The sequence below is a fragment of the Phycicoccus ginsengisoli genome, assembly GCF_054779295.1.
On sequence record NZ_BAAGYN010000006.1, the window covers coordinates 312,799 to 329,291 of the forward strand.

At 73.7% G+C, this 16,493-nt stretch carries 15 protein-coding genes; 14 read left to right on the forward strand and 1 reads right to left on the reverse strand.

The window, feature by feature from the left end; translation table 11 throughout:
• Position 1: 1 nt before the first annotated feature.
• The 11 genes from rpmF to ACYVDO_RS12695 all read left to right on the forward strand — a co-directional run bounded on the left by rpmF (position 2) and on the right by ACYVDO_RS12695 (position 12,556).
• Positions 2–196: a 50S ribosomal protein L32 gene (gene rpmF / locus ACYVDO_RS12645; protein WP_310155297.1), complete on the forward strand. Its 195-nt coding sequence runs from the start codon at positions 2–4 to the stop codon at positions 194–196.
• A gap of 61 nt (positions 197–257) precedes the next feature.
• Positions 258–1,103, forward strand: a complete 846-nt coding sequence (gene rnc, locus ACYVDO_RS12650) for a ribonuclease III (RefSeq protein WP_460936428.1) — start codon at positions 258–260, stop codon at positions 1,101–1,103.
• A gap of 22 nt (positions 1,104–1,125) precedes the next feature.
• Entirely contained in the window at positions 1,126–2,028 is a 903-nt protein-coding gene (gene mutM / locus ACYVDO_RS12655; protein WP_460936363.1) for a bifunctional DNA-formamidopyrimidine glycosylase/DNA-(apurinic or apyrimidinic site) lyase, read from the forward strand.
• Between the two features lie 32 nt (positions 2,029–2,060).
• Positions 2,061–2,357, forward strand: a complete 297-nt coding sequence (locus ACYVDO_RS12660; protein WP_460936365.1) for an acylphosphatase — start codon at positions 2,061–2,063, stop codon at positions 2,355–2,357.
• Positions 2,358–2,542: 185 nt separating this feature from the next.
• Positions 2,543–2,752: a hypothetical protein gene (locus ACYVDO_RS12665; protein WP_460936367.1), complete on the forward strand. Its 210-nt coding sequence runs from the start codon at positions 2,543–2,545 to the stop codon at positions 2,750–2,752.
• Positions 2,749–3,060 (forward strand): chorismate mutase, encoded by a 312-nt coding sequence (locus tag ACYVDO_RS12670; RefSeq protein ID WP_460936369.1) that lies wholly within the window; start codon positions 2,749–2,751, stop codon positions 3,058–3,060. Before ACYVDO_RS12665 ends, ACYVDO_RS12670 begins: the two co-directional genes overlap by 4 nt.
• 253 nt (positions 3,061–3,313) lie before the next feature.
• Positions 3,314–6,886 (forward strand): chromosome segregation protein SMC, encoded by a 3,573-nt coding sequence (smc, locus tag ACYVDO_RS12675; RefSeq protein WP_460936371.1) that lies wholly within the window; start codon positions 3,314–3,316, stop codon positions 6,884–6,886.
• 72 nt (positions 6,887–6,958) lie between these two features.
• Positions 6,959–7,240: a hypothetical protein gene (locus tag ACYVDO_RS12680; protein WP_460936373.1), complete on the forward strand. Its 282-nt coding sequence runs from the start codon at positions 6,959–6,961 to the stop codon at positions 7,238–7,240.
• Positions 7,241–7,493: 253 nt separating this feature from the next.
• The gene (locus ACYVDO_RS12685) at positions 7,494–10,205 is read left to right on the forward strand and encodes a WD40/YVTN/BNR-like repeat-containing protein (RefSeq protein WP_460936375.1); all 2,712 of its coding nucleotides are present in this window, start codon (positions 7,494–7,496) and stop codon (positions 10,203–10,205) included.
• An 80-nt stretch (positions 10,206–10,285) separates the two neighbouring features.
• On the forward strand, positions 10,286–11,497 hold the full coding sequence (ftsY, locus tag ACYVDO_RS12690) for a signal recognition particle-docking protein FtsY (RefSeq protein WP_460936377.1): 1,212 nt from the start codon (positions 10,286–10,288) through the stop codon (positions 11,495–11,497).
• A gap of 3 nt (positions 11,498–11,500) precedes the next feature.
• Positions 11,501–12,556 (forward strand): hypothetical protein, encoded by a 1,056-nt coding sequence (locus ACYVDO_RS12695; protein ID WP_460936379.1) that lies wholly within the window; start codon positions 11,501–11,503, stop codon positions 12,554–12,556.
• A gap of 22 nt (positions 12,557–12,578) precedes the next feature.
• On the opposite strand, the gene ACYVDO_RS12700 is transcribed toward ACYVDO_RS12695, so the two are convergent.
• Positions 12,579–14,009, reverse strand: a complete 1,431-nt coding sequence (locus tag ACYVDO_RS12700; RefSeq protein WP_460936381.1) for a lipase maturation factor family protein — start codon at positions 14,007–14,009, stop codon at positions 12,579–12,581.
• 90 nt (positions 14,010–14,099) lie between these two features.
• Here ACYVDO_RS12700 and ACYVDO_RS12705 point away from each other — a divergent pair, with 90 nt between their 5' ends.
• From ACYVDO_RS12705 to ACYVDO_RS12715, 3 genes are read left to right on the forward strand one after another with little or no spacing between them, the layout of a single operon-like run.
• The gene (locus tag ACYVDO_RS12705; protein WP_460936383.1) at positions 14,100–14,597 is read left to right on the forward strand and encodes a hypothetical protein; all 498 of its coding nucleotides are present in this window, start codon (positions 14,100–14,102) and stop codon (positions 14,595–14,597) included.
• Positions 14,594–15,475 (forward strand): hypothetical protein, encoded by an 882-nt coding sequence (locus ACYVDO_RS12710; protein ID WP_460936385.1) that lies wholly within the window; start codon positions 14,594–14,596, stop codon positions 15,473–15,475. The genes ACYVDO_RS12705 and ACYVDO_RS12710 overlap by 4 nt, the downstream gene beginning before the upstream one ends.
• Positions 15,472–16,482 carry a hypothetical protein gene (locus tag ACYVDO_RS12715; RefSeq protein ID WP_460936387.1) on the forward strand — a complete coding sequence of 337 codons (1,011 nt, stop codon included), beginning with the start codon at positions 15,472–15,474 and terminating at the stop codon, positions 16,480–16,482. The genes ACYVDO_RS12710 and ACYVDO_RS12715 overlap by 4 nt, the downstream gene beginning before the upstream one ends.
• Positions 16,483–16,493: the final 11 nt, after the last annotated feature.

Here is a 16,493-nt window from a genome sequence, read left to right on the forward strand (position 1 = left end):
CGTGGCTGTCCCGAAGCGGAAGATGTCGCGCTCCAACACCCGTTCGCGTCGCGCGAACTGGAAGGCGACGGCGACCACGCTCACCACGTGCCCCCAGTGCAAGTCGCCGGCCCAGCCCCACCAGGCGTGCCCGTCGTGCGGCTACTACAAGGGTCGTCACTACACGACGGCCGAGCGCACCGAGCACCAGGGCTGAGCGTCCTGACGCACGCGTGAGCTCCGCCAGGTCGGCGACGGGAACGTCGCCGGACGACGCGATGCAGCGGCCCGTCGACGACTTCGCCACGCACCTCGCCGAGGTGTGCGGCGTCCCCGTCGACGAGTCGCTGCTTCTGCGTGCCCTCACCCACCGTTCGTACGCGTACGAGAACGGCGGCCTGCCGAACAACGAGCGGCTCGAGTTCCTCGGCGACTCGGTCCTGGGCCTGGTCGTCACCGACACGCTGTACGCCACGCACCCCGACCTGCCCGAGGGGCAGCTGGCCAAGCTGCGGGCCGCGGTCGTGAACATGCGCGCCCTCGCCGACGTCGCCCGCACCGTGGGCCTCGGCGACCACGTCCTCCTGGGACGTGGGGAGGAGGCGACCGGCGGTCGCGACAAGGCCTCGATCCTCGCCGACACGATGGAGGCCGTCATCGGCACGGTCTACCTGTCCGCGGGGCTGCCTGCGGCCGCCACGCTCGTGCACCACCTGCTCGACCCGCTCATGGCGCAGTCCGCGACCCTCGGGGCCGGCCTGGACTGGAAGACCTCCCTGCAGGAGCTGGCGGCTGCCTCGACCCTGGGGGCGCCCGAGTACCGCGTGGACGAGGAGGGGCCGGACCACGAGAAGACCTTCCACGCCCGGGCCGTCGTCGGCGACGAGGTGCTGGGGGAGGGTGACGGCCGCTCGAAGAAGGAGGCCGAGCAGAAGGCCGCCGAGCTCGCCTGGCGCACCCTGTCGGCCCGCGCCACCCGGCACGGGGGCGTCGGGACCGTGGACGGCGCCACTGGTGACGGCGCCACCGCGGACGGGGCCACCGCGGACGATGCTGCTGCTGACGATGCTGCTGCGGACGAGTCGACGGCGGGCGAGGAGGCCGCGGCGGGCTCGCCCTCCTAGGCGAGCACCCGGCATACCCCCCGTGCCCGAGCTCCCCGAGGTCGAGGTGGTCCGACGCGGCCTGGCCGACCACGTCGCCGGCCGCACCATCGAGACCGCCGACTTCCACGGCACCCGGGTGGCGCGCCGCCACCTCGCCGGCCCGGTCGACCTGGGCGCGCGCCTCGCCGGCAACACCGTGGAGTCGGCCCGGCGCCGCGGCAAGTACCTCTGGCTGGTCCTGCGCACGCCCGAGGGGGAGCGGCAGGCGCTGCTGGCGCACCTCGGGATGAGCGGGCAGCTCCTCGTCGAGGACCCCGGCGCCCCCGACGAGAAGCACCTGCACGCGCGGTTCCGCTTCGCCGACGGTGGGACCGAGCTGCGGTTCGTCGACCAGCGCACCTTCGGGGGCATGGCGCTGGCCGAGCTGACCGACGACCTGGTCCCCGAGACGATCGCGCACATCGCGCCCGACCCGTTCGAGCCGGCCTACGACCAGGCCGCCGTCGTGCGCCGGATGAAGGCCAAGGACGTCGCGGTGAAGCGGGCGCTGCTCGACCAGACCCTCGTCGCCGGCATCGGCAACATCTACGCCGACGAGGCCCTGTGGCGGGCGCAGGTCCACGGCGAGCGGCTCTGCTCCGCCCTGACCAGGCCGACCCTGTCGAGGGTCCTCGACCACGCGCGCGAGGTGATGGCCGCGGCGCTGCAGCAGGGCGGCACGAGCTTCGACGCCCTCTACGTCAACGTCAACGGCGCGTCCGGGTACTTCGACCGGTCGCTGCACGCGTACGGCCAGGAGGGGCGCCCGTGCGACCGCTGCGGCACGCCGATCCGGCGCGAGGCCTTCATGAACCGGTCGTCGTTCTCCTGCCCGCGGTGCCAGCCGCGGCCGCGCGGGGCGGTCCGGGGCCGTCGTGGCGGACCCGCCGCGTGTCCCACCTGACAGCCCGTTCCGGCGGCGGTACAACTGGAGTCATGGACGACAACGTGCCGGCGCGGGCGGTCATCTGGGTGCACGGACGGGTGCAGGGCGTGGGCTTCCGGTGGTGGACGCGGGCGCGCGCGCTCGAGCTGGGGCTCGCCGGCCATGCCCGCAACGCCGGTGACGGCAGGGTGGAGATCGTCGCGCAGGGTCCGCCGGCGAAGATCCGCGAGCTCGTGACCCTGCTCGAGGAGAAGCCGTCCCAGGCCCTGCGCCCGGGGGACGTCCACACCTGCGTGTGCACGTGGGGTGCCGCCCGGGAGGGGGTGGAGGGTTTCGTCGAACGGTGACCGACGAGAGGTGACCGGGAAGAGGTGACCGGCGAGCGGCCCAAAACGGGCACACCGGGCGGCATTGACCCATCGGGGTGCCGGCTGTCACCCTGAGAGGTGGCCCCGGCCGCCCCACCAGGGTGGGCCGCACGGGCCGGGCCGCAGCTCGCGAACCCCCGCCGCCTGCGGAGAAGGAGTCGACCATGGCCAAGGCCCTCGTGGGCTACCGCGTGGCGAACGAGCCACGACTGGTGCTCGAGACCATCGAGCTGCGTCGCAGGGTCCGCGACCTCGAGCACCTCGTCGAGGCGCTGCAACGCGACAACGACCGCCTGCGCGAGAACGACCGCGTCCCCGAGGACGTGAGACAGCCGGACGTCGTGGGTGCAGCCCTGCCTACGATTGCCGGGTGACCTCACCCGTCCCGTCCGACCCCGAGACACCCGCCGAGCTGGCGCGCCTGCGCGCCAGCATCGACAACATCGACGCGGCCCTCGTACACCTGCTCGCCGAGCGCTTCAAGTGCACCCAGCAGGTGGGTGAGTACAAGGCGCGCACGGGTATGCCGCCGGCCGACCCCTCGCGCGAGGAGCGCCAGATCGCGCGGCTGCGCGCGCTCGCGGACGACGCCGGCCTGGACCCGACGTTCGCCGAGAAGTTCCTCAACTTCGTCATCGCCGAGGTCATCCACCACCACGAGGCCATCGCCGCCTCCGAGTGACGAGTCCAGCTTGACCCGAAGTCTGGGACTTCGGGTCATCGCGGGGTCTGGGGACCCGAAGTCTGGGACTTCGGGCCGGGCCGGGCGGCGTGACCACCGCACTCGGCGCCACAGCAGGCACAAGCGTCACAGCAGGCACAGGCAACGCAGGTCGGCGGAAGGTCCACGGTGCCCGCCGTGCCCGCGGGTAGGGTTGCCCCCGATCCAACCCCGTCCGACCGCCCGCAGCCTTTCCCCGGGAGCCACGCCGCTCGTGTACGTCAAGAGCCTCACCCTCAAGGGCTTCAAGTCCTTCGCCTCGGCGACCTCGATGCGGCTCGAGCCGGGCATCACCTGCATCGTCGGCCCCAACGGCTCCGGCAAGTCCAACGTCGTCGACGCCCTCGCCTGGGTCATGGGGGAGCAGGGCGCCAAGAGCCTGCGCGGCGGCAAGATGGAGGACGTCATCTTCGCCGGCACCGCCGGCCGCGCGCCCCTGGGCCGCGCCGAGGTGGCCCTGACCATCGACAACACCGACGGCGCCCTGCCGATCGACTACACCGAGGTCACCATCAGCCGGACCATGTTCCGCAACGGTGGCTCGGAGTACGCCATCAACGGCACCTCGTGCCGGCTGCTCGACGTCCAGGAGCTGCTGTCCGACAGCGGCATCGGGCGCGAGATGCACGTCATCGTCGGGCAGGGCCAGCTCGACACCGTCCTGCGCGCGACCCCCGAGGAGCGGCGCGGCTTCATCGAGGAGGCCGCCGGGGTCCTCAAGCACCGCAAGCGCAAGGAGAAGGCGCTGCGCAAGCTCGAGGCGATGGAGGCCAACCTCACCCGCGTCAGCGACCTCACCGGGGAGATCCGCCGCCAGCTCGGGCCCCTGGGCCGCCAGGCGGAGGCGGCGCGCAAGGCCGCCGTCGTCCAGGCCGAGGCCCGCGACGCCCGGCTGCGGCTGCTCGCCGACGACCTGGTCCAGCTCACCTCGACGCTCGAGCAGGAGGTCGCCGACGAGACGGCGCTCATCGCCAAGCGCACCGAGGTCGAGGAGGGCCTGGCCGAGCACCGCAGCCGCCTCGCCACCCTCGAGCAGCAGGCCGCCGACGCCGCCCCCGAGCTGACGCGCGCCCAGGAGCGCTGGTTCGCCCTGCAGCAGCTGCGCGACAAGCTCACCTCGACCGAGTCGCTCGCCGCGGAGCGGGTGCGCCTGCTCAGCCAGGACACCGCCGACGAGCAGACCTCCGGCCGCGACCCCGAGGAGCTGCGCGCCCAGGCCGCCGACGCGCGCCGCCAGGAGGAGTCGCTGCTCGCCGAGGTCCGCGAGGCCACCCAGGCCCTGCAGGCCGCGGTCGCCGCCCGCGAGGAGCTCGAGCGCGCGTATGCCGCCGAGCAGCAGCGCCTGCAGCGTCTCGCCCGCGCGGCCGCGGACCGCCGCGAGGGGCTCGCCAAGCTCGCCGGCCAGGTCGGCGCGCGCAGGAGCCGGATCGAGGCGGGGGAGGCCGAGCTCGGACGGCTGCGCGGCGTCGTCGAGCAGTCGCAGGAGCGCGCCCGCGTGGCCGAGAAGGAGTTCTCGGCCCTCGAGGCGTCGATCGCCGTCGAGGAGGAGGGCGAGGAGGGCCTGGACTCGACGTACGAGACCGCGGCCGCCGCCCTCGAGGCGGTCGAGGCCGAGGTCGAGCGGCTGCGCGAGGCCGAGCGCGCCGCCGAGCGTGACCGCACCACCGCCGGCGCGCGCCTCGAGGCGCTCGAGCTCAGCCTGTCGCGCAAGGACGGCGCGGCCACCCTGCTCGCGGCCGCCGACTCCCGGCACGGGATCGTCGGCTCGGTCGCCTCCCTGCTCCAGGTGCGCGGCGGGCACGAGGCCGCGATCGCCGCGGCCCTCGGCTGGGCCGGCGACGCCCTCGCCGTCGAGTCCGTCGAGCACGCCGCCGCAGCGCTGCTCACCCTGCGGGACGACGACGCCGGTCGCGCGGCCTTCCTCGTCGGCCAGACCGCTGCTGCCTCCGACCCCCGGTCCTGGCCGGCCCTCGACGGCGACGCCGTGTGGGCCCGCGAGGTCGTCGACGCCCCCGCCACCGTCCGGCCGGCGCTCGAGCAGCTGCTCGACCGGGTGGCCCTCGTGGGCGACGCGGACCAGGCCGCGGCCCTCGTCTCCCGGGGGCAGGGCGTCACGGCCGTGACGGCCGAGGGCGACGTCTTCGCGCCCGGCTTCGTCCGGGGCGGGTCGTCCAGCGCCCCCAGCCTCATCGAGATCCAGTCCGCGGTGGACGAGACCCGGGACCGGGTGGCCGAGGCGACGCGTCGCGGGGAGCAGGCCCGGTTCGCCCTCACCGCGGCCCAGGAGCGCCACCGGGCCGCGACCGAGGAGGTCGAGGCGGCCCTCGAGGCGCTGCACGAGTCCGACGCCAAGATGGCCGCCGTCGCCGAGCGGCTCGGCCACCTCGGCGCCAGCGTCCGCTCGGCCCGCGCGGAGTCCGAGCGCACCGAGCGCGCGATCGCCGGCGTGGAGGCGACCCTCCAGGCCGACCGCGCCGAGCTGGCCGCCCTCACCGAGCGGCTCGAGGAAGCCAGTGCCGAGCCGGCCGAGTCCGACGACCCGAGCACCGACGAGCGGGACCGCCTCGAGCTCGAGGCGAGCCGCGCCCGCACCGGCGAGACCGAGCTGCGGCTGACGCTGCGCACCAAGGAGGAGCGGGCCCGGGCCCTCAAGGGCCGCGCCGACTCCCTGGAGGGTGCGGCCCGCAACGAGCTCGCCGCCCGCGAGCGCCTCGCCGCCCGCCAGGAGCGGCGCCGCCGCGAGGCGACGGTCGCCGAGGCGGTCCGGGGCGGCGCGGCATACGCGGTCACGCTCGTCTCCAGCGCGCTCGAGACCGCGGCCGAGCGCCGGACCCGCGCCGAGCAGGAGCGCACCGAGCGCGACGCCACCCTCACCGAGGTGCGCCGCGCGGTCGCTGCGCTGCAGGACGAGCTGCGCGACCTCACCGACACAGTCCACCGCGACGAGGTGGCCCGCACCCAGCAGCGGCTGCGGATCGAGGCGATGCACGCCAAGGCCGTCGACGAGCTCGGGATCGACCCCGAGGTGCTCATGGAGGACTTCGGGCCGCACCAGCTGGTGCCGCACGTGCCCGGCCCCGACGACGAGCCCGACACCCTGCCCGAGCCCGCGCCGTTCGTCCGGGACGTGCAGGAGAAGCGGCTGCGCAAGGCCGAGCGGGCCCTGAACGCGCTGGGCCGGGTCAACCCGCTCGCGCTCGAGGAGTACGCCGCGCTCGAGGAGCGGCACAAGTTCCTCACCGAGCAGCTCGAGGACCTCAAGAAGTCCAAGCGCGACCTGCTCGACATCGTCCGCGAGGTCGACGAGCGGGTGGAGCGGGTCTTCACCGAGGCGTACCACGACACCGCCGCCCAGTTCGAGCAGGTCTTCGGCCGGCTCTTCCCCGGTGGCGAGGGGCGGCTCACCCTCACCGACCCCGCGAACATGCTCACGACCGGCATCGAGGTCGAGGCGCGGCCACCGGGCAAGAAGATCAAGCGGCTGTCGCTGCTCTCCGGTGGGGAGCGGTCGCTGGTCGCGGTGGCCCTGCTCGTCTCGATCTTCAAGGCCAGGCCCAGCCCCTTCTACATCATGGACGAGGTCGAGGCCGCCCTCGACGACGCCAACCTCGGCCGCCTCATCACCCTCTTCGAGGAGCTGCGCGACTCCAGCCAGCTCATCGTCATCACGCACCAGAAGCGCACGATGGAGGTTGCCGACGCGCTCTACGGCGTCTCGATGCGTGGTGACGGCGTGACCACCGTGGTGTCCCAGCGCATCCGGGACGTCGCCGCCCAGAGCGCCTGAGGGGGATCGCGCCACGCCCTGCGGGCAGCGCGTTGATTTGAGGTCTGTGCTGCGGAGAGGCAGTCTGGACCCATGGTCGCCCTCATCATCGGCATGCTCGTCTGCGTCGCACTGGCGGTCGCGGTGGTCGCCGCGGTGGCCATTCCCGCGCGCCGCGAGGGCCGCGAGGTCCTCACGCCCCAGGGCGAGGAGCTGATCTCCTCGGCGAAGGACAAGGCCCGGGAGCGGACGGAGAGCGCGCTGGAGAAGACCAGCGACGCCCTGAGCTCGGCCAAGGACAAGGTGAGCGACTCCATGGGGTCGATCGGCACCACCAGCACGCCCGACGACTCGGGACGCCACCGCGCCGGCTGACCGGCTGCGCGGGCCTCGTCACGCTCCCGGGACTGCCGGGCTCGCGTGCCATCGCGTGGCACGGGGATGCCATGCGCCGGCTGCCTTCCGCCGCAGTTGGCAGGGACCTGCCACGCAGGCGGACGAATGCCGCAGGTCAACGCGGCATCTCCTCCGCGGCCCATGACATCTGTCATGGGCCGTTCGGCCGATTCCCCCCGATGCTGGGGCGGGCCCAAACCAGGGCCGCACACCACCACCCGGAGGAGTTTGGATGGCATCCTTGTCACCCCGAACGCGCAGGGTCCTCGCCGGAGCGGCAGCAGCCGCGGTCGTCGCAGCCGGAACAGCCGGCTACGCGGGACGGCACGAGCTCAACGAGGCCTGGCTGAAGTACCAGTGGCGCGACCGCCACTACAACGCGGCCGTCATGGAGAAGGCGCTGATGATCGCCGGGGGCAACCCCGCGGAGGCGCAGAACGAGTCCAAGGAAGCCGCGACCATCGAGGAGCAGTTCGCCCAGGCGCGGACCGCTCCCGGGATCGTCGCCCCGGGTGCGTACGGCGACGCGTTCGCGAAGCTGTCCTCCCTGCCGCACACGGCCGGGAAGTGGGCCGAGGTCACCAAGGTCCCCTACAACGAGGACGACACGCGCTACCGCGACTGGAACTCCAACTCCTCCGGTGGCGCCGGCTACGGCACGGGGCGCATCACGGGCCTGGCCGCGGACTCGGCGAACCACGTGTATGCCGCGGGCGCCGACGGCGGTGTGTGGCGCTCGAGCCAGGCTGGGGGCAAGTGGACGCCCATCGCGGACTCGCTGCCCTCACTGAGCGGTGGCGACCTGCAGATCGCCGGCAACGACGGCTCGCTGTGGTTCGCCACCGGTGAGGCCAACACCGGCGGCACCTCCTACGTCGGCTCGGGCGTCTACCGCCTGGCCGACCCGGCCACCGGCACCTTCAGCCCCTCCGACCGGGTGGGCGGCAAGGAGCTCGAGTCGACCACCATCGGTCGGGTGCGCTGGGGTGGGTCGACCGTCTTCGCGGCCACCAACCGGGGCATCTGGTACCACGCCGCAGGGACGCCCTCCGGTGACTGGAGCTTCGGCTTCGCGCCGAACCCGTCCTACATGCCCGAGATCAAGGACGACGGGGGCAAGGTCCTCGTCCCCGCCGGGTCGAACTGGTCGGGCAACACGTCGTCGGGTCCCACCAACGCGGCGTACAAGAACATCGTCAACGACATCGCGGTCGACCCCAAGAACCCCAAGCACGTGATCGCCGCCATCGGCTGGCGCTCGGGTGACACCTACAACGGGTTCTACGAGACCAACGACTTCACCCAGGGGCCGTCCAGCTGGCACAAGCTGTCGGTCACCCTCGGTGGCATCACCAACACCAGCGACGTGGGCTACACGACGTTCGCCTTCAGCAAGACCGGCGACCGGCTCTACGCCATGGTGCAGCAGCCCAGCAAGATCGCCTCCTCGTCCTCGCTCGCCGGCATCTTCGTCTCCAAGACGGGCTCGCCGAGCGGTCCGTGGAACCAGATCGCCAACCAGCAGCAGCTGCACAACAGCGGCTCGGCCCTGGACCGCAAGGGCTACGGCGTCGGCGTTCAGGCCTGGTACAACCAGTTCCTCCAGGTGGACCCGGCGAACGCGGACCACGTCTGGGCCGGGCTCGAGGAGGTCTTCGAGACCAAGGACGCCGGTTCGCACTGGAACGCCGTCTCCCCGTACTGGAACTTCACGTTCCCGTGCTGGAGCATCGACCCCAGCAAGAACACGTGCCCCCTGGCCGGCCACTCGGACCAGCACTCCGTGGCCGTCGGCACCGCCGGTGGCACGCCGGTCGTCTTCTTCGGCAACGACGGTGGCGTCTACCGGCGACCCGTGAACGGCACGGTGAACGCCAACGGCAACGCGACCGACCTGAAGTCGATGTCAGCGGACGGCACCCTCGGCTCGCTGCAGTACTACTCGGCCTCGGTCGGCAAGGACCCCTCTTCCGTGGGCAAGGACCCCTCGACGATGAGCGTGGTCGTCTCGGGAGGTCTGCAGGACAACGGTGTCTCCAACCTGCGCAAGGTGGCCCCGGACGGCTCCAACGCCGACACGGAGATGGGCTCCAACTTCGGCGGTGACGGTGGCGACGGTGCGGCCGACCCGCGCAACGGCTGCAACCAGCTGCAGGAGTACGTCTACCTGTCGGTCAAGGTGACCAACAACTGCGCCGAGAACCCCGGTGCGACCAGCGAGGCCGACGCCTCGTCCTGGTCGCTCGACCCGGGCGACCCGAACCCGCGGTTCATCGCCCCGATCGGGCTCGACGGCGCCAAGCCGGACAACGCCATCTTCGGCGGCCAGTACGTCTGGACGGCGAACGACGTCTGGAAGGCCCGTGACTCCAGCGTCATGAAGAAGCAGTTCGACCTCGGCGCCGGCCACTCGGCCACGGCCGTGGCCATCGAGAACGGCGCGGCCTACGTCTCGTGGTGCGGTCCGTGCAACAACGCCGGGTTCACCCGTGGCATCGCGACCAACGTGGGCGGCAACGGCTGGCACCAGCTGACGCTGGCCTCCTCGTTCCCGAACCGCTTCGTCCAGGGCCTGGCCGTCGACCCGGCCGACGGCAACCACGCGTTCGCCGCGATCAACGGCTTCTCGCGCCGGTTCACCGAGGGCCCGGGTGCGGGCGTCGGCCACGTCTACGAGACGAAGGACGGCGGGGCGCACTGGACCGACATCAGCGGCAACCTGCCCGACGTGCCGGCCAGCTCGGTCAAGCGGCTGTCCAACGGCGCGCTGCTGCTCGGCACCGACCTCACCACGTTCTACCGGGCTCCCGGTGCGACGACGTGGCAGGTGCTCGGGACCGGGCTGCCCACCACGGTGGTCATGGACCTCGAGGTGGCTCCCGACGGCGACCTGTACGCCGCCACCCACGGCCGGGGCATCTGGAGCATCCCGCTCCCGCAGTGACCCGTCCGTGAGGACCACACCGCCCCCGGCCGCTGCGGCCGGGGGCGGCGTGCGTCCGGGGTCCGTCGGTCGATGAGAGGATGGCGCGCGTGATCGATCAGCTCTGGGAATGGATCGCCGTCGCGGTCGTACTGCTCGTCGTCCTCGTCGGGGGTCTCGTCGGCCTCACCCGGGGGCGCGGGGGGCGCACCAAGGAGGGGCCGCGCACGCCGCCGTCCGGTGACGTCCTGCCCGGGGTGGGGGACGACGCGGAGCCGCCGCGGGACGCGCCGAAGCGCTCCGTGCAGGACGCCGGGTCCGTCGACACGCTGCCGGCTCGCGAGGAGCTGCTGCCCGAGCCCGCGCCGACGCCGACGGTCGAGCGCCCCGCCGAGGTCGCTGGTCGGCTGACCCGGCTGCGCGCCCGCCTGGCCCGGTCCCACAGCGCGCTCGGCCAGGGCCTGCTGGCCCTGCTGTCGCGCGGCCGACTCGACGAGGAGGCGTGGGAGGAGGTCGAGGACACCCTCATCGCCTCCGACCTCGGCGTCGAGGCGACCACCGAGCTCGTCGAGAGCCTGCGCTCGCGGGTCAAGGTCGAGGGCACGACCGACGAGGCGACGGTGCGGGGCTGGCTGCGCGAGGACCTGCTGCGGCTCGTCGACCCCACCATGGACCGCAGCGTCGCCAGCTCCCGCGTGGCCGAGCGCCCGGCGGTCGTGCTCGTCGTCGGCGTCAACGGCACCGGCAAGACGACGACCGTGGGCAAGCTCGCGCGCGTGCTCGTCGCCGAGGACAAGGACGTCGTCCTGGGGGCCGCCGACACCTTCCGTGCGGCCGCCGCCGACCAGCTCGAGACCTGGGGCGCGCGGGTCGGGGTGCCGACCGTGCGCTCGGACCGCGAGGGCGCCGACCCTGCGGCGGTCGCGTTCGACGCCGTCAAGGCGGGCATGGAGATGGAGGCCGACGTCGTCCTCGTCGACACCGCCGGCCGCCTGCACAACAAGGTCGGCCTCATGGACGAGCTCGGCAAGGTCAAGCGCGTCATCGAGAAGCAGAGCCCGATCGACGAGGTCCTGCTCGTCCTCGACGCCACCACCGGCCAGAACGGCCTGCGGCAGGCCGAGGTCTTCGCGCAGGTCGTCGACGTGACCGGCATCGTGCTCACCAAGCTCGACGGCACGGCCAAGGGCGGCATCGTGGTGTCGGTGCAGCGCAAGCTCGGCGTCCCGGTCAAGCTCGTCGGCCTCGGCGAGGGCCCGGACGACCTCGCGCCGTTCGACCCCGTGGCCTTCGTCGACGCCATCGTCGGCTGAGCCGTGCCCCGACGCGTGGCCGCCCTCGCGGCGGTCGCGCTCGGGGTGGGGGCGCTCTGGCTGGGGGTGCTCGCCAGCGGTGCGACGTATGCCGGCGGGCCGGCACCCGCACCGGACTTCCGGGTCGCGGACCCCAGGATCAGCGAGTCCTCCGGGCTGGCGCGCAGCGTGCGCCACCCGCACGTCGTCTGGACCGCCAACGACTCCGGCGACGACGGCCGCATCTTCGCCGTCGACACCCGCACGGGCCGGACCGTCGGGGTGCACACCTTCGCCGCGCCTGTGCGGGACGTGGAGGCGCTCGCCGTGACGCCGCAGGGCCGGGTCCTCGTCGGCGACGTCGGTGACAACACCGCCGCCCGCGGGAGCGTCACGGTCTACGGGTTCGACGAGCCGGACCTGGGGGACACCTCCGGGGGCTGGACGTCGTGGGACCTGGCCTACCCCGACGGCCCGCACGACGCGGAGTCCCTGGCCGTGGACCCACGCACCGGCAGGGTGGTCGTCGTGACCAAGGGCCGCACCGGCGCGGCCTACGCCCTGCCCGCGGAGCCCCGCACGACGGGGACGAACCGGCTGGTGCGGGTCGGCGCAGGCCCCGCGGTGGCCACCGACGCGGTGTACCTCGCGGACGGGTCGGCGCTGGCCGTCCGGACCTACACCGGGCTCTGGCTGCTCGACCCGGTGACCTGGGCGGTGCGGACGACCGTCCTGCTGCCCCTGCAGCCACAGGGGGAGACGCTCGCCCTGGACCCCGACGGCCCCGGGTTGCTCGTGGGGTCGGAGGGGCGGGGCTCCCTCGTGCAGCACGTCGCCGTGCCGGCGGAGGCCGGCACCCCGGGGTCCGCCGCGACGCCTCCGGCGACTGCGGCGGCACCGCCTCCGGCGACCGCGACCGCACCGACCTCCCGGACGCGCGACGCGGCCCCGGGCGCGACCCCGCGACCCGGCCCGGACGGGCGGGACGGCTCGCCCTGGGGCCCGGCGGTGGCGGTGCTGGCCGGCGTCGCGGTCCTGCTGGCGGCGGCACGGCTCGCGGTGCGTCGTCGTCGACGCTGACCGCGTCGGGCGGCATCGCGGGTCAGTGCCCGGGACGGTCCCGGAGGGACTGCGGGGGTGCGAACTGGCTCACGACCTCACGGTGCCACCACGCGCCGGTGCCGCGCCGCTCGGACGAGGTGGTGAAGCGGTACCGGTACAGCGTCGCCCGCACGGCGACGGGCGGCTGACCGGGGAACGGGTTGTGCCGCAACAGCCTCAGCGTCGTCGGGTCTCCCTCGAGCAGGCGCTGGAGCAGCCGCGGGAACCACGGCTCGGCATACCGCGGCGAGATGGCCGCGAACCACAGCAGCCAGTCGAGGCGGAGGTGGTAGGGCGCCCACTGCCGCGGCAGCCGCCGCACGTCGCCCGGCTTGCCCTTGAACCCGTACTCCAGCCAGGGCGAGCCGGTCTGGGCAGCGGAGCCCTCGACCACGACCTCGTACCGTGTGCGCGTCACGCTCCCGAAGGCGCCGTAGGTGTTGACGAGGTGCAGGACGTCGAACGAGGCGTTCATGGCCTGCTGCGAGGAGACGAGGTTGCGCGCCGGCCGCCAGCTGAGCGCCAGGACGAGGACGACCAGGGCAAGGCAGGCGAGCACCCACCACAGCGGCGTCCCGGTCGAGCCGGGGTCCGGCCGCAGGGGCAGGACGTGCTGCCAGAACGCGTCCGGCACGACGGCGAACCCGAGGACGATGGCGCTCCAGTTGAGCCAGGCGAAGTTGCCGCTGAGCACCAGCCACAGCTGCGTCACGACCATGACGACGGCGCACCAGCCGGCGACCGGCTGCGGCAGGAACAGCCCGAACGGCAGGACCAGCTGGGTGACGTGGTTGGCCGCCACCTCGACCCGGTGCAGCGGCCGGGGCAGGTGGTGGAACCACCACGACAGCGGCCCGGGCATCGGCTGCGTCTCGTGGTGGTAGTACAGGCAGGTCAGGTCACGCCAGCACGCGTCGCCGCGCCACTTGATCAGGCCCGCGCCGAACTCGAGCCGGAACAGCACCCAGCGCAGCGCCAGCAGGACGGGCAGGGGCGGGGCGGTGTCGGCGTTGCCGAGGAACACGCCCACGAACCCCACCTCGAGCAACAGCGACTCCCAGCCGAACCCGTACCAGCGCTGGCCCACGTTGACGATCGAGAGGTACAGCCCCCACAGCACCAGCCACACCGCCGTGGAGACGGGCAGCGGCAGCCGCTCGGTCACCCCCACCACGGTGAGGCCGCCGAGCCCCACCCCGGTCCAGGCCACGGCGGCGAAGAGCCCGTCGGAGTACCGCCAGTGGAACAGGCTGGGGGAGCGGCGGAACGGCACCCGCGCGACGAACGCGGGCACCGGCAGCAGCCCTCGGCTGCCCAGCAGTGCCCTGAACTGCAGGGCAGCCGCCAGGAACGCCACGAGGTAGAGCCCGCCCAGCCCGCGCTGGAACAGCAGGCGCGAGACCCGGTAGCCCTCGGCGGCGAACCAGTCCATGGCGTCCCCCGGTCACCCCGCCCGCGAGCGGGTCGACCGCCGGGCGTTCCGGTCGGGGGCCATCCCTCCATGATGGCCTACCCTGACCGCGTGGCGACCGGGGTGGACGAGCGGGTCGAGGCGCGCGGGCACGAGCCCGTGCAGCGCCTGGGCCGCGCGGCGAGGACGTGGCGCACGGTCGTCGTCCTGCTGCTCGCGACCGGCTTCTGCGCCGGCTCGCTCGTCGGTGACGACGACTGGTGGCCGTTCTCCCCGTGGCGCATGTTCTCGACCTCGCAGGCGCCCTCGGGGTCGGTCTGGTCCACCGGCATCGAGGTGCAGACCGCGGCCGACCCGGGTCGGTGGCAGCCCGCCCCGCTCACCCCGGAGAACACCGGCCTGAACCGCGCCGAGGTCGAGGGCCGCATCCCGCAGATCACGTCCGACCCCGCGCGGCTGGGCACCCTCGCCGCCAGCCACGCGCGGCTGCGGCCCGGTGCCCCGGCCTGGACGGCCCTGCGCGTCGTCCGCCGCCTCATCGTCGTCGTCGACCGGAAGCCGACGGGCGAGGTGCGCACCGAGGTCCTGGCGCAGTGGAGCGCGCGGTGAGCGCCCTGCGCAGGCTCCAGGGGTGGCTGTTCGAGCCCGTGCCGGTGGCGCGGGTCGCGGTGCTCCGGCTGCTCGTCTTCGCCTTCGTCGTGGTCGACGTCCTGCTCCTGCACACCTCCGGCCGGTACCACGGCTGGGCCGACCCGGTCTGGTACGAGCCGTTGCTGGTCGGCCAGGCGCTGCACCTGCCCGCGGCGACGGTGCTGCTCGTGCAGTCGCTCAAGTGGGGCTGCGTCGCGGCCGCGCTCGCCGCGATGACCGGACGGGCTCCGCGGCTGCTCGGCTGGACCGTGGCGGTCGCGTGGACGTGGTACCAGTACATCGCCTTCTCCTACGGCAAGGTCGACCACGACCGGGCCGACTTCGTCGTCGCGCTGGCGCTGCTCCCGACCGTCGGCCTGGCGCACCTGTCGGACCGCCGTCGCTCGGAGGCCGCGGGCTTCGCGCTGCGGGCGGTCCAGCTGGCCGCCGTCGCCACCTACTTCCTCTCCGCGTGGGCCAAGATCCGCTTCGGTGGCTGGGACTGGGTCAACTCGGCGACCATGGTGCGGGCGGTGGTCCGCCGCGGGACGCCGATGGCGCAGTGGCTGCTCGAGGTGCCGTGGACGCTGCACTGGTTCCAGTGGGTGCTGTTCACGGCGGAGCTGACCTCACCGGTGATCTTCCTGCTCTCGGAGCGCTGGCGCCGGCGCGTGGTGGCCGCGTGGTTCGTCTTCCACGCCATGACGTACGCCGCGATCACCATCGCGTTCTGGCCGCACCTCGTGATGATGCTCGCCTTCCTCCCCCTCGAGCGGTATGCCGCGTCGCTGCGGACCCGGGTCGGTGGCCGGTGGCGTGGGCGGCTGCCCGCACGACTCGTGGGGGAGCGCTCGTGACCGCGCCGGACCGGGAGGCGCCCGGGCACGACGAGGCGGACGCTGCAGGGTCGGCACGACGCGCCCCGGGCGCGGAGGAGCTGCCGGCGGCCGTCCTCGCGGAAGCGCAGGCGCCGCTGCCCGACGGCGTCGCGGCATACCACGAGGCGCTGGTGGCGGCCGCGGACGCGCACGACGTCATCCGGATGGACCACCTCGTGTTCGGGTGGTCGCAGGCGCGGGCGACCCTGCGCCCGGAGGGCCCGGAAGAGCACAGCCAGTGGGCCGTGCTGGACCGCCGGCTCGGGCAGGTGCTGCTCGGCACCGGGCACCCGGCGGCCGGGCAGGTTCTCGCCGAGTCGATCCAGGCCGCGGCGGCGGCCGGTGACGTGCTGGAGGAGATCCGCAGCCGGGTGGCGTTCGTCCCGGTCGAGCTCGCGGTCGGGGACGACGGCGCGCTGCAGCGCGGCCTCGGCTACGTCGACCAGCTGATCGCCATGGACGAGCCGGGGCACGCCGCGGGCGGCTTGATGGGCCTGGCCCACGTCGCCCCCGACGACCTGGCCCCGACGCTGCTGCTGCGGGCGTCGCACGCCTACGAGCAGGACGGTGACGGTGGCTGGGCCGCCGAGGCGGCCGTCCTCGCCACCCGGGCCATGGTGGGCGTCGACGACCCGCGCACGGACGACACGCTGGCGCGGGCGCGCCGGATGGTCGAGGCGCACCCCACGGTCGAGCTGCGCATCTCGCTCGCCGAGCTCGAGGCGCTCGTGCTCTGGCGCGCCGGCGACGTCGACACGGCGACGATCCTGCTCGGGGAGGCGATCGCGGCGGCCGAGCGCACCGGCCGGCCGGTGCCTCCCGACCTGCGGATCCTGCTGTGCGACATCCTCGTCGAGGCCGGGCGGCTCGAGGAGCTGCGCGAGCCGGCGTCGGCCCTGGTGCGGATGGGGCAGCTGGTCGAGGACGACGAGCTCGCCTCCATGGGCGAGCGCTACCTGGCGCTCGCACCCGACGCAAGATCCTGAGGGGTGTCGGC

Coding starts and splice junctions, on each gene's coding strand:
- rnc (WP_460936428.1), top strand. CDS start 258: ATGCAGCGGCCCGTCGACGACTTCGCCACGCACCTCGCCGAGGTGTGC.
- ACYVDO_RS12660 (WP_460936365.1), top strand. CDS start 2,061: ATGGACGACAACGTGCCGGCGCGGGCGGTCATCTGGGTGCACGGACGG.
- ACYVDO_RS12665 (WP_460936367.1), top strand. CDS start 2,543: ATGGCCAAGGCCCTCGTGGGCTACCGCGTGGCGAACGAGCCACGACTG.
- ACYVDO_RS12680 (WP_460936373.1), top strand. CDS start 6,959: ATGGTCGCCCTCATCATCGGCATGCTCGTCTGCGTCGCACTGGCGGTC.
- ACYVDO_RS12685 (WP_460936375.1), top strand. CDS start 7,494: ATGGCATCCTTGTCACCCCGAACGCGCAGGGTCCTCGCCGGAGCGGCA.
- ftsY (WP_460936377.1), top strand. CDS start 10,286: ATGGCGCGCGTGATCGATCAGCTCTGGGAATGGATCGCCGTCGCGGTC.
- ACYVDO_RS12700 (WP_460936381.1), bottom strand. CDS start 14,009: ATGGACTGGTTCGCCGCCGAGGGCTACCGGGTCTCGCGCCTGCTGTTC.